The sequence below is a fragment of the Microbacterium jepli genome (assembly GCF_047237905.1).
In the GTDB taxonomy this organism is placed as follows: Bacteria; Actinomycetota; Actinomycetes; order Actinomycetales; family Microbacteriaceae; genus Microbacterium.
In genome coordinates, this window is the sequence record NZ_JBDFLW010000003.1 from 409,621 (window position 1) to 422,017 (window position 12,397).

The following is a 12,397-nucleotide window of genomic DNA, read 5'->3' on the forward strand; positions in this document are numbered from 1 at the left end:
AGGCCCCGCTTAGGGTGAAGAGCGTGACCGGCCTCGTCCTCCGCGCTGCGGCCTGCGCCGGAGCCCTCGGACTCACCGTGGCCGCCCTCAGCGGGTGCGTGCCCGAGCCGCGCGCAGTCGAGGCCGGCCCGACGACGGCCGCAACCGCCACCGCGCGGCCGAGCCTCACCCCGACGCTCTCCTGCGCCGAGCGGATCGTCGCCGAGCTCACCCCCGCCGAGCGCGCCGGACAGCTCATCGTCGCGGGCCTCGGGTCGAACGAGGACGTCGGCCTGCTCGACCCGCTCGTGGCCTCGTACCACCTGTCCGGGGTCGTGCTGCTCAGCGGCTGGGATGGCGGAGCCGCCGCCGCCCGCGCCGCCGCCGACCATCTGCAGTCGCTCGCGGGCGATGACACCGGCGGGCTCGGGCTTCTCGTCTCGGCGGATCAGGAGGGCGGGCAGATCCAGCAGCTCCGCGGCCCGGGTTTCGGCGACCTGCCCTCGGGCGTCGAGCAGGGTCTTCTCCCCGTGGACGCTCTGCGGCAGTCCGCCCGCTCGTGGGGCGCCGAGCTGGCAGCGGCCGGGGTGAACCTGAACCTCGCGCCCGTCGCCGACACGGTGCCCGCCGATCTCGGCCGCGGCAACCCTCCGATCGGCGGCTACGGCCGGCAGTACTCGAGCGATCCGGTGGCCGCGGCATCCTCCGTCCGTGCCTTCGTCGAGGGGATGACGGAGGCCGGCGTCGCCACCACGGTCAAGCACTTCCCCGGCCTCGGGAGGGTGACCGGCAACACCGACGTGACAGCGGAGGGGACGACCGACACCGTCACCGGCGCGGGCGACGTCGGGCCTTTCGCGGCGGGCATCGACGCGGGCGCCGGCGTCGTCATGATGAGCAGCGCGTTCTACACGCAGCTGGATCCCGCGAGCGAGGCGGTGTTCTCGCGCCCGATCGTGACGGGCCTTTTGCGCGGACAGCTCGGCTTCGACGGGGTCGTCATGAGCGACGACATCGGCGTGGCCGCGGCGGTGTCCTCGACGGCCGTGGAGGAGCGGGCGACGAGGTTCGTCGCCGCCGGCGGCGACATCGCGCTCACCGCCGACCCCGCGGCCGTCGCGCCGTTCCACGACTCCCTCCTGGCCGCGATGACCGCCGATCCCACGTTCGCCGACCGGGTCGAGGAGTCCGCGACGCGCGTCGTGCGTCTCAAGATCGACCTGGGTCTCGCCACCTGCGGCTGAGCGCGGATCATCCTCCGGATGTAGGCGACGACGATCGGATGCCCCGCTCGGCCGATGTGCGAAGGGCACCGCGATTCCTAGCGTCGAGGTATGCGAATCTCCTCCTCCGACCTGGGCCTCGCGGCCCGCGTCCAGCAGCTGACCAAGTCCTATGGCGACGGCGAGCACGCCGTCCACGCGCTCGCCGGCGTCTCGGTGGGCCTGCGCCGCGGCGAGTTCACCGCCGTGATGGGCGCCTCGGGTTCAGGGAAGTCCACGCTCATGCACATCATGGCCGGGCTGGACGCGCCCTCCGGCGGCCGCGCGTGGATCGGCGACACCGAGCTGACCGGCATGTCCGACCTCGACCTCACGATCCTGCGGCGGCGCCGTGTCGGCTTCGTGTTCCAGGCGTTCAACCTGGTGCCGACGCTCGACGCCCTCGGCAACATCCTGCTGCCGTTCGACCTCGACGGCCGCACGCCCACCGCCGGCGAGCGCGCCCGCATCGACGGGCTCATCGAGACGCTCGGGCTCGGCGGTCGGCTGCGGCACCGTCCGCATCAGCTGTCGGGCGGGCAGCAGCAGCGGGTGGCCATCGCCCGCGCCCTGGCGACCGGCCCCGACCTCGTCTTCGCCGACGAGCCCACCGGCAACCTCGACTCCGCGAGCAGCCGCGAGGTGCTCGGCCTGCTCGCGGCCGCCAGCCGCGACCACGGACAGTCCATCGCGATGGTCACGCACGACCCCGTGGCAGCCGCTCACGCCGATCGCGTGCTATTCCTCGGCGACGGGCGCCTCGTCGCCGACAAGCCCCGGCAGAGCGCGGAGGAGATCAGCGCGTACATGCTGGCGTCCGACCGGGCGAGCGGCGGGGCGTCGGCCCCGACGCACGGCGAGGGCCTGACGGGCGCGCCGGGCGCCGACCTCGCGTCCGGCGCGCCGGTCGCGGCAGGCAGCGGGGTGACGGCATGACCGCGGTGGCCGCCGCTCCGCGCCTCGCACCGCGCAGCGGGCACTCCACCGCCGGGCCCGGGGCCGCGGCATCCGCTCCGCTCGGCTGGATCCGCGAGCGGGGGATGGGCGCGACCATCCTCGTGTCCGGGCTGTCGGCGGGATTCGGCGTCGTGCTCCTCAGCACGACCGGCTACCTCTCGGCCCTGCTCCGCGCCAACCCGTACGTCGGCGACAGCGAGATGCTCGCCTTCATCCTCGGATTCCTCACCGTGCTCCTGGTCGGCGTGGCCGTCTACGTCGCGGCGATCGTCACCGCCAACACCTTCGCGACCGTCGTGGCGGGACGCACGCGCCGCATCGCGCTGATGCGTCTCATCGGAGCCTCTGCGCGGTCGCAGCGGCGGGAGGTCGCTCAGCAGGGCCTCGTGGTCGGTGCCGTCGGCGCCTTCCTCGGGCTCATCGCCGGCACCGTGCTGTCGGCGGCCGGTGTCGGCGTCGCCTCGGCCCTCCTCGGCGTCGGCGACCTCGCGTACGCGGTCGTGCAGCCGGTGCTGCTCGTACCGGCCGTCGTCGTGACGCTCACCACGTGGGCCGCCGCGTGGGCGGGGTCCCGTCGTGTGCTGACCGTGACGCCGCTGCAGGCGCTGAGCGGCACGATCGAGGCTCCGCGCGCCGAGGTCGGCCGCCGCACGGGCCGCACCGCCGCGGCGGTCGTCCTCCTTCTGGCCGGCGGGGCGCTGCTCGCGGGCGGTGTGGTCCTCGGGCTCATCACGCCCCTCGGCGTGGTCGTCGCCTTCGCCGGCGGCATCCTCTCGTTCACCGGACTCGCCGTCGGGGCGACCTTCCTCATGCCGCCCGTGCTCCGGGCGACGGGGCGCCTGTTCGGGCGGTCCGTGCCGGCGCGACTGGCGGCGGAGAACGCCCTGCGCTATCCGGAACGGTCGTCGCGGATGGCGATCGGCGTCGTCATGGGTGTCACCCTCGTCACGATGTTCGCGGTCGCGACGGAGTCGGTGAAGGCGATGCTGACGGCGACGGCCGGAGGCGAGCTCGACGCCGACATGGCGACCCTCATCGACTCGTTCAGCGCCGTGATGATGGTGCTCGTCGGCTTCTCGGCCGTCATCGCCGCCGTCGGGCTGGTGAACCTGCTGACGATCGGCGTCGTGCAGCGTCGGCGCGAGCTCGGACTGCTGCGCGCCCTCGGACTCAGCGGCGGCCAGGTGCGCCGCATGGTGCTCATCGAGGCCGCGCATATCGCGATCTCCGCACTCGTCACGGGCCTGGTGCTCGGCACCGTCTACGGCTGGGCGGGCGCGCAGTCGCTGCTGGGCACGGTGCCCGTGTCCGCAGACTCCGGACCGGTCTCGACGCTCGTGGCTCCGGCCGTGCCCCTGTGGCCGATCGTGGCCGTGGTGGTCGGGACGGCGATCCTCACCCTGGTGGCCGCGGTCGTCCCGACCCGCCTCGCGACGCGGATCGCGCCCGTGGAGGCCATCGCGGACGTCGGTTGAGAAGAGGACGACGGATGCTGCGGCCCGGGGCCTGCGGCATCCGTCGTCTTCCCGGTCAGTCGGTGGCGTCCGGGGCCGACAGCTCGGGGTCGTGCGCCCACGAGGGCGCCAGCGCCTTCACCCGCGCCTCGCGCCACTGCCACATCGTCCACAGGACGGGCCAGAGGGCGGGTGCGGTCGGGCCGCCGAAGACGAGGCGGTCGCGCCACAGCGTCTTGCTCGGATCGCCGGGTGCGGGGGCGACGGCCATCTGGTGGTCCCACACGTCGAGGCTCGACAGCGGGCCGGTGAGCGGGATGCCGCTGTCGCGGAAGATGCGCACCGGGCCGTTCGCGTCCTCGGTGAAGCGGTCGCTCGCCGCGATGATCTGCCGCCCCATCGGGATGGCGCCCGCGAGCGACAGCTGCACGGGCACCTCGGCGCCGGACTCCCACGACGTCGGCAGGCCGTCGGGGATGACCGGGCTCATCTCCATGAGCGGTCCGTAGAGCTCCGCGACCGCGCGGGGCGAGTGCAGCGCCCGCCACACCGCATCGGCGTCGCAGTCGATGACGAACTTCAGCAGGATGCGCATGCCTCATCCTGACACCGCCCGCGGTCGGCGGGCGCCATCGGCGGCATGGTGTACCGGTCGCTGGGAGGGCGCCGCTCGCGGTGCCCGTCGGTACCTCGACCGCCACCTCCCGCCCCACGCGTCGCGACGCTCCCGACGACCGGTACGCGCCCCTCGGGGATGCGCCCCGCCCTAGGCTGACGGGGTGCCGCAGCCCTTCGCCCAGTCGCGCTACCAGGTCCGCTTCGAGTGGGGCACGGAGGGGCTCGACCGGCTCGCGCCCGCCGACATCGTCGTGGTCATCGACGTGCTGATGTTCTCGACGGCGATGACGGATGCTGCGGCCCGCGGCATCGCGGTCGGCTTCGACGACGATGCGGTGACAGGTTCCGCCAACGGCGCTCCGGTGGCCGCGCGCGCGGCGGAGTCGGACGCTCTTGTGCTGATCGGGTGCCTGCGCAACGCGTCGGCGGTGGCCGAGGCTGTCCTGGTCGAGCAGCGCCGCCGCGGTGAGCGCACCAGCATCTCGCTGATCGCGGCGGGGGAGCGCGACCCGGCCGGCGTGCGCTTCGCCATCGAGGACCTCCTGGCCGCCGGCGCGATCGGCGACGCGCTCTCGCTGCGGGGCGTCGACCACACCTCGCCCGAGGCCGCTTTGGCGATCGAGGCGTTCCGCGGGCTGCGCGGAGCCCTGCGCCACCTGCTCACCGCGGGAGGAACGGGTCAGCGGCTGATCGCGAAGAATGAGCGCGGCCGCGTCGTCTCGGCGACCACTCTCGACGACCTCGACGTGGTGCCGGTGCGGATGGACGACGGGTTCCGGGCGCTCGGGGCCGGCACCGCGGACGTCTAGCGCGGCGTCAGCGCCGCCCGCCTCGTCGCCGTGCTGATCTCGCGCCGCCGCCAGTCGAACAGGTGGCGGTCGTCGAACTGCGGGGCGCACTTCACGCACGAGGTCGCGCGCGTGGGAGCCCGGTGCCGGTAGGCGACGTGACCCGCAGGGCAGGTGCCGATCCACGGAGCGAGTTCGGTCGCGGTCTCGCCGTGGTGCGTCACCCCGCCGACGTAGCCGAGTTCACGCGCGATCTTCTTCCAGCGGGCGCCGTGCCCCGCATCGGGACCGGCCAGCGCGTGGGCCACCTCGTGCAGCAGCGTCTGGTGGTTGTCGTCGTCCTCGTAGCGGGCCGCGAGGTAACGCGAGACGGTGATGCGCTTGCGCGTGTAATCGCACTGGCCCGCGCGGCGCTTGGCGTTGTCGAAGGCGAACGACCACGAGGCATCCAGATGCAGACGCACGAGCGCCTCGCCCCAGTGACGCACGCGATGCAGTTCCGACATGACTCCGACGCTAGATCAGACCTCGGACACCGAGGGCGTTCGAGCGCTCAGCCGGCGACCGTGGTGCGCATGCGGCGCCGGTCGGCGGCGTCGATGGCGAGCAGGGTCGACTCGAGCTGGTCGTCGCGAGCGCCGGCATCCTGGCGCAGGAAGAGCGCGCGCTTGAAGTCGGTGCGGGCGAGGTCGAACTCCTCGGTGTCGAAGTAGACCTTACCGCGGTGCTGGTAGGCGAACGCGGCGATGCCCGACCAGTTCTGGCCCTCGGCCTCGTCGGCGCACATGGTGAGCTCCTGCTCGGCGGCGGCGTACGCGCCGCGCACGTGCAGCACCGACGCGTGCAGGATGCGCGAGCGCAGCAGGTCCTTCCGCGTACCGGCCATGCGGGCGACCCGGACGGACTGCTCGGAGATGACGAGCGCCTCGTCGAGCCGGTCGAGCACCTTCAGCAGCCAGACGCGCTCGAGCAGGGCTGGCAGGCTCCGCTGCTCGCCGATCTCGTCGAGACGCTGTTTGCAGTCGCGCGCGTCGACGATCTCCCGCAGGGTGTCGGCGTCATATCCGCGGATATAGCTCACTGTCGGCTCCGTTCCTGCCCGGCGATGTGTGCGCTGATGCCCTCACAGTCTGCCCGCGATCGCCCCGTCGGGCCGGTGGGCACGCCGCTCCGTCGCCCTCTCGGATTCCCTCCGCCGGACATTACGGCGGGTCCGCGGGCCGACACGCCGTCCAGCGGATGCTGCGGCCCGGCGTGTCGCGCGGCCGGCCCGCCGGAATGCCCGTGCACGGAAGTACGGACGGGCGCATCAGCGCTCGAAGAGGGATGCCGCGGGTCGCGGTGACGGCGTGGCATCCGCGTCCGTGACGATGCGGGCGCCGCGCATGAACTCGACCAGCTCGTCACCCTGAGCAACCTTTGCCGGATGCGGGCCGGCCGCCATCAGCCGCGGGAGCCACGTCGTCGGCAGTGGAGAGGGGGAGGCGGCCACGACGAGGTTGCCGAACCGGCGCCCCTTGAGCACCTGCACCTCGGCGAGTACCGCGACCGACGGCAGCACCGCGTGCACGGTGGCCACCTGCCGGCGAGCGAAGGCGAGCCCGGAGCCGTCGGCCACGTTGATCAGCAGCACGCCGTCGGGTGCGAGCAGGCCGGCGGCGAGGCGGTAGAACTCCACCGAGGTCAGGTGCGCCGGGGTCTGCGAGCCCGAGTAGACGTCCGATACCAGCAGGTCGACCGCACCGGTCAGGGCGGCGGGCAGCCGGGTGAGGCCCTCCCGCGCGTCGCCGATGCGTGTGCGGATGGCCGCGCCGCGGGGGAGCGGCAGCGTCTCCTTCACGAGGTCGACCAGCGCCTGCTCGAGTTCGATCACCTGCTGCCGCGACCCCGGACGCGTCGCCTCGATGTAGCGCGGGATCGTCAGCGCCCCCGCCCCGAGGTGCACGGCGGTCAGCGGCTGCCCCGGCATCCGCAGCTGGTCGATGACCGCGGCCATCCGTCCGACGTACTCGAAGTGGAGGTGCCGCGGATCGTCGAGGTCGACGTGCGACTGCGGCGTCCCGGCGACGTCGAGCTCGTAGCCGGTGGTGAAACCCGAGGGCACGATGCGGGCGATCGTCCCGTCGGAGAGCCGCCGATGCGGGTGGTCGTCGGGCTCCACCCGGGCGCGTGCCATGCGCTCAACGCTAGCGTCCGCCCCCACGCGACGGCGCCCCGCGTCCCGCACGCCGCCCGCTAGCGTGAGGGCGTGACCGGCATCGACCTCAACGCCGACCTCGGCGAGACGGTCGACGGTGTGCCCACCGCCGACGATGAGGCCATGTTCGCCCTCATCTCCAGCGCGAGCATCGCGTGCGGCGGGCACGCGGGCGACGAGGCCTCCCGCCGCGCCTCCGTCGAGCGCGCCGCACGCTTCGGGGTCGCCGTCGGCGCGCATCCGTCGTACGCCGACCGGGCGGACTTCGGGCGCACCCGACATGACGACATGGACCCGCGGATGCTGCGCGCCGAGGTCGCCCGTCAGCTCGACGCCCTCGCGGGTGACGGAGCGGACATCCGCTACGTCAAGCCGCACGGCGCGCTGTACCACGCGGTCTCGACGCTTCCCGAGCAGGCGGCGGCCGTGGCGGCCGTGGTGGCCGACCTGTCGGAGAGGGCGGGGCGCAGCATCCCGATCCTGGGACTCGGCGGAGAGATCGAGCGGGCCGCGACGGTCGCCGGACTCGGGTTCGTGCGCGAGGCGTTCCTCGACCGGGGCTACCTTCCGGACGGCGGACTCGTGCCGCGGGGCCGGCCCGGCGCGCTGCTCGACGACCCCGCGCGCGTCGCGGCCCGCGCCGTGCGGCTCGTGCGCGACGGCGTCGTCGACGCGGTCGACGGCTCCGACGTGGTGGTGGCGGCCGCGTCGCTGTGCGTGCACGGCGACAGCCCGGGCGCCGTCGCCATGGCGCGCGCGGTGCGGGCGGCCCTCGACGGCGCCGGCATTGCGGTGCGGGCCCCGTGGTGACCGACGTGCGCGTGCTGCCGATGGGAGACCGCGCGCTGCTGATCGAGGTGGACGACCTCGCCGCCGTGCTCGACCTGCGCGCGCGGCTCGACGCGGCCCGGCCGGACGGCGTGCGCGACCTGGTGCCGGCGGCGCGCACCGTGCTGATCGATCTCGACCCGCGCGTGCTGCCCCTCGCCGCCGCCCGCGCCTGGGTGGAGCGCACGGCCGCCGCAGACATCCCACCCGTCGCGCGCGACGCCACCGGCGCGAAGGTCGAGCTGCGGATCCGCTACGACGGCCCCGATCTCGACAGCACGGCCGCGCTCCTCGGACTCGATCGCGCTGCGCTGATCCGCGCCCACCGCGACGCCGCCTGGACCGTCGCCTTCACCGGCTTCGCACCCGGTTTCGGCTACCTCGTCGCCGACGGGTGGCCCCACGACGTGCGGCGGCTCGACAGCCCGCGCACGCGCGTCCCGGCCGGTGCCGTGGGCCTCGCGGCCGGCTTCACCGGCGCCTACCCCCGAGACACCCCGGGCGGCTGGCGCCTCATCGGCACCCTCGATCCCACCGACACCGCGTCGCTCTTCGATGCGGATGCCGCGTCCCCTGCCCGCCTCTCACCGGGGACGTCGGTGCGCTTCCGCGAGGTGCAGCCGTGACCGCCGCCGACCCCGGACGGTCCGAGGGAGGTCTCCGCATCGACGCTCCGGGACTCCTCACGACCGTGCAGGACCTCGGCCGCGGCGGGCTCGCCTCGCTTGGCGTCTCGCGTTCGGGCGCCCTCGACCGCGGCGCCCTCCGCGCGGCGAACCGCCTGCTCGGCAACGACGAGGGAGCGGCGGTCCTCGAGATCACCCTCGGCGGCTTCACCGCGACCGCGCTCGCCCAGCTGTGGGTCGCGGCCGCCGGCGCGTGGGGACGGCTGCGCATCGCCGGCCGCGACGTCGACCCGTATGCCGCGCACCCCTGGCCGGCGGGGGAGGAGCTCACGTGGGAGCCCTTCGCCGCGGGCCTGCGGGGCTACCTCGCCGTGCGCGGGGGCATCGACGTGCCGCTCTCGGTGGGGTCCCGGTCGACCGATCTGCTCGCCGGACTCGGGCCGGCGCCGCTGCGGGCGGGAGACGTGGTCGCCGTCGGCACTCCGGCGGGGCCGATTCCCGTGGGGGAGCTCATGCCGTGGAGCCCGCCGCACGACACCGCCATCGAGGTGCCGCTGGCCGCGGGTCCGCGGGCCGACTGGTTCGACGCTTCCGCCCACGCCCTGCTGTTCGAGCGGACATGGACGGTGAGCGCTCAGGCCGATCGGGTCGGGGTGCGCCTCGACGGACCGCCCCTGCCGCGCATCGTGCCGGGGGAACTCCCGAGCGAGGGGATGGTGCCGGGCGCACTGCAGGTGCCGCCCGACGGGCGACCGGTGGTCCTCCTGGCCGACGGACCCGTGACGGGCGGCTATCCGGTGATCGCCGTGGTGGCGGATGCTGCGCTCGACCTGTTCGCGCAGGTGCGGCCGGGCACCGGCATCCGCTTCCGGCACGCGCGCTGAGCGGGCACGGCGTCACCAGCGGCGCAGCAGCGGGTCGACGGCGTCTCGGGCAGCGGCAGGCAGGGCGGAGATGACCGCCTCCCGGACGGTCATCTCGGCCCCGCGTCGCTCGCCGTCGGCCACCGCCTCCGGATCCGTCGTCCTGGCGTGGTCGAGCGAGGGCGTGTGCACGGTGAAGGCCTCGACGTCGAACACGCCGATCCGGTGGCGGATGGATGCCGCGGCCGCCGACAGTTCACCGGCCCTGCCTGCTTCGCCGCGCGCGGAGGCGACCGCGCACAGGCCTTCCAGACCGAAGGCGACGCCCTCCTCGTGGTGCAGGCGGACGGCATCGAGAAGGGTGCGCACGAATCGCGTCTCGGCCTGGTCCACCTCACCCCGGAGCAGCAGAAGGCGGCCGATCTGGTTGCCGGCGATCGACCGGGTGAACAGGTCGCCGCCCGCGTCGGCGACGGCCTCCGCCTTCTCGAAGTGGTCGACCGCCTCCCCGAGCGGGCCGCGCAGCCAGGCGACCCGCCCCAGCGACACCTCTGTGATGGCCTCGCCCCAGGCGTTGCCGAGGGCGTGCAGCTGCGCCACCGCCTCCGCGAGCTCCCCGGCAGCCGCGTCGACGTCGGGCTGCGGCAGCTGCACACGTGCGGTCGCACGTGCGGCGAGCGTCATCGCTGCGGCATCGTCGTCCCCGCTCTCGCGGAACAGGCGCAGGCACTCGGTCAGCCCGGCGACCACCTCCTCGGCCGGCCGTTGCCACATCTCGCCCCACAGGGCGTAGAACCACGCCACCGCGCGGGTGTGGGCGGTGATCGGCGCCTCCTTCGACAGCAGCTCGAGCATCCAGACCCGCACGCCGCCGAACAGCCCCATGATCCACCAGAAGATGAGGAGATCCCACGCGACGTCGCCGGCGTCGTCGAGGCGACCGGTGTGGACCAGGTGGCGCACCGCGGCGCGCAGATTCGCCAGTTCCAGCCCGAGCTCCGCGAGGGCTTCGGCCTGCCGGGGTCCGCGAAGGCCGGGGGCGATCCGCCGGACGAGCGCGCTGTAGTGCGCGGCATGGGCGGCGCGCATCGCCTCGACGCCTCCGGATGCCTTGAGCCGCTCGAGGGCGTATTCGCGCACGAGCGACAGCAGCGAGAGCACGGGTCGGCCGTCGACCTCCGATTGGGTCACGAGCGATCCGTCCACGAGCGCCGCGACCCCCTCCAGGACCGAGCCCTCCCACGGCCTGTTCGACCCGACCGCCTCGACCGCGTCGAGCGTGAACCGCTCGGCGAAGACCCCGAGATCGTCCAGCAGGGCGCGGTGCGCGGGGGCGAGCAGGCTGACGCTCCAGTCCAGGGTCGCCCGCATCGTCCGGTGCCTCTCGGGGAGGTCGCGCACCGCCGCCGTCAGGACGGGCAGGCTTCGCGAGAGCCGCTCCGCCAGAGCCTGCGGTGTCAGCGTGCGCACCTTGGCCGCCGCGAGCTCGATCGCCAGCGGCACGCCCTCCAGCCGGCGGCAGACGTCCATCACCGCGCCGGCGTTGTCCTCGGTGAGAGCGAACAGCGGCTTCGCGGCCTGCGCGCGGTCGACGAACAGGGCGACGGCGCTGGACCGGGACGCTCGCTCCAGTGTGCGGGGGGCGTCGTGCTCGGGCACGCTCAGGGCCCCGACCTCGATGACGCGCTCGCCTCGGATGCGCAGCACCACGCGGCTCGTGATGAGGAAGGTGGCCGTGGGCGCGACGGTGAACAGTCGCACCAGGAGCGGCGCGGCATCCACGATCTGCTCGAAGTTGTCGAGGACGAGCAGCACCGTCCGGTCCTCGAGCGCCCGCGAGATGCGCTCCTCCAGAACCGCCTCGCCGTTGTCCCTGATGCCGAGCGCGTAGGCGATGGTGGGCAGCAGCAGGCCGGTCTCCAGGACGTTCTCCAGGCCGACGAAGTACGTGCCGTCGGGGAACAGGTCGGTGCAGGCGGCAGCCGCCTCGATCGCGAGGCGGCTCTTTCCGATGCCACCCGGCCCGATGAGACTCAGGACACGATCGCGGCGCAGATCGAGCAGCGCGCGCAGCGCCGCCACCTCCGCCTCCCGCCCGATCGTCGGCGTGTACGTGACGGGCACCCGCGAGACCAGGCCCCCTGCCGCCGGGTCGGGCATCGGAGACGCGGTGCTCTGGTCGAAGCGTTCCGCAAGCAGCGTGGCCAGATCGCCGGCGACCTGATCCTCCAGCTCCGTCGCCGATTGGAACGACATGTAGGCGGCGGTGTCGTCGTCCCGGATGCGGTCGATCAGCGCTCGCAGCCGCGGCTCGCGCGCGACGGACTCGCGGATGTAGATGAGCTTCGGCATGCCCGGTGGCGCGAGGCGGTACTCGTCCTCGAGCCCCGAGACGTCCTCCCCGGGCGCGACCCAGCCGTAGCTGTCGCCGTACACACCCACGAACACGTCGCTCTGGGTGAGATAGGAGCGGTACAGCTCGCGTGGCGGATGGGGGCGGGCGCCGAGCTCGAACATGACCGGCGCCAGCCGCAGACGCTCGATGGCGGCACGCACGGCGACTCGCTCGTCTGCGAGCTCGCGCAGCGTCGAACTGACGAACACCCGGATCCGCTGATCGGGGGTGCGGATCACGGGATGCCTCATCGCATCCATGCCGACATCATGGCCTCAAAGACGTCGATCCGGCCAGTGCGGGCACTGCGATCCTGCATGTTTCCGGGTGATCGCGCGGTTATACCGCAGGATGGGGAGGTCGTCAAGAACCGGACTGGACACGGCGCGTCATCCGCCGTATAGTTGTTCTTTGCGCTCCCATTCCCCTG

Annotated in this window: 12 protein-coding genes; 7 read left to right on the plus strand and 5 right to left on the minus strand. The window is 73.7% G+C overall.

Annotation, left to right across the window (positions count from 1 at the left end):
- Positions 1-23: 23 nt before the first annotated feature.
- From ABC304_RS02580 to ABC304_RS02590, 3 genes are all read left to right on the plus strand, one after another.
- Complete coding sequence (locus ABC304_RS02580) at positions 24-1,223, plus strand: glycoside hydrolase family 3 N-terminal domain-containing protein (RefSeq protein WP_412928752.1); 1,200 nt, start codon at positions 24-26, stop codon at positions 1,221-1,223.
- A 90-nt stretch (positions 1,224-1,313) separates the two neighbouring features.
- Positions 1,314-2,177 (plus strand): ABC transporter ATP-binding protein, encoded by an 864-nt coding sequence (locus ABC304_RS02585; RefSeq protein WP_412928753.1) that lies wholly within the window; start codon positions 1,314-1,316, stop codon positions 2,175-2,177.
- Positions 2,174-3,673 (plus strand): ABC transporter permease, encoded by a 1,500-nt coding sequence (locus ABC304_RS02590; RefSeq protein WP_412928754.1) that lies wholly within the window; start codon positions 2,174-2,176, stop codon positions 3,671-3,673. Before ABC304_RS02585 ends, ABC304_RS02590 begins: the two co-directional genes overlap by 4 nt.
- Before the next feature lie 55 nt (positions 3,674-3,728).
- Here ABC304_RS02590 and ABC304_RS02595 read toward each other — a convergent pair whose 3' ends face one another.
- Positions 3,729-4,247, minus strand: coding sequence for a hypothetical protein (locus tag ABC304_RS02595; protein ID WP_412928755.1), 519 nt, complete (start codon positions 4,245-4,247; stop codon positions 3,729-3,731).
- A 184-nt stretch (positions 4,248-4,431) separates the two neighbouring features.
- Between ABC304_RS02595 and ABC304_RS02600 the strand changes: the two genes are divergently transcribed.
- Positions 4,432-5,079, plus strand: a complete 648-nt coding sequence (locus ABC304_RS02600) for a 2-phosphosulfolactate phosphatase (protein WP_412928756.1) — start codon at positions 4,432-4,434, stop codon at positions 5,077-5,079.
- On the opposite strand, the gene ABC304_RS02605 is transcribed toward ABC304_RS02600, so the two are convergent.
- The 3 genes from ABC304_RS02605 to ABC304_RS02615 all read right to left on the minus strand — a co-directional run bounded on the left by ABC304_RS02605 (position 5,076) and on the right by ABC304_RS02615 (position 7,234).
- A complete protein-coding gene (locus tag ABC304_RS02605) occupies positions 5,076-5,564 on the minus strand; it encodes a SprT-like domain-containing protein (RefSeq protein WP_412928757.1) in 489 nt (162 codons plus the stop codon). The two genes, ABC304_RS02600 and ABC304_RS02605, sit on opposite strands and share 4 nt — an antisense overlap.
- Positions 5,565-5,611: 47 nt before the next feature.
- The gene (locus tag ABC304_RS02610) at positions 5,612-6,139 is read right to left on the minus strand and encodes a hypothetical protein (protein WP_412928758.1); all 528 of its coding nucleotides are present in this window, start codon (positions 6,137-6,139) and stop codon (positions 5,612-5,614) included.
- A 228-nt stretch (positions 6,140-6,367) separates the two neighbouring features.
- Positions 6,368-7,234: a spermidine synthase gene (locus ABC304_RS02615; RefSeq protein ID WP_412928759.1), complete on the minus strand. Its 867-nt coding sequence runs from the start codon at positions 7,232-7,234 to the stop codon at positions 6,368-6,370.
- 72 nt (positions 7,235-7,306) lie between these two features.
- Here ABC304_RS02615 and pxpA point away from each other — a divergent pair, with 72 nt between their 5' ends.
- Genes pxpA through ABC304_RS02630 form a run of 3 tightly spaced genes read left to right on the plus strand, consistent with a single transcriptional unit; the run spans position 7,307 to position 9,593 of the window.
- On the plus strand, positions 7,307-8,065 hold the full coding sequence (pxpA, locus tag ABC304_RS02620) for a 5-oxoprolinase subunit PxpA (RefSeq protein ID WP_412928760.1): 759 nt from the start codon (positions 7,307-7,309) through the stop codon (positions 8,063-8,065).
- Positions 8,059-8,709: a 5-oxoprolinase subunit B family protein gene (locus ABC304_RS02625; protein WP_412928762.1), complete on the plus strand. Its 651-nt coding sequence runs from the start codon at positions 8,059-8,061 to the stop codon at positions 8,707-8,709. The genes pxpA and ABC304_RS02625 overlap by 7 nt, the downstream gene beginning before the upstream one ends.
- Positions 8,706-9,593 (plus strand): 5-oxoprolinase subunit C family protein, encoded by an 888-nt coding sequence (locus tag ABC304_RS02630; protein WP_412928763.1) that lies wholly within the window; start codon positions 8,706-8,708, stop codon positions 9,591-9,593. The genes ABC304_RS02625 and ABC304_RS02630 overlap by 4 nt, the downstream gene beginning before the upstream one ends.
- Positions 9,594-9,605: 12 nt before the next feature.
- Here ABC304_RS02630 and ABC304_RS02635 read toward each other — a convergent pair whose 3' ends face one another.
- On the minus strand, positions 9,606-12,206 hold the full coding sequence (locus tag ABC304_RS02635) for an ATP-binding protein (RefSeq protein WP_412928764.1): 2,601 nt from the start codon (positions 12,204-12,206) through the stop codon (positions 9,606-9,608).
- Positions 12,207-12,397: the final 191 nt, after the last annotated feature.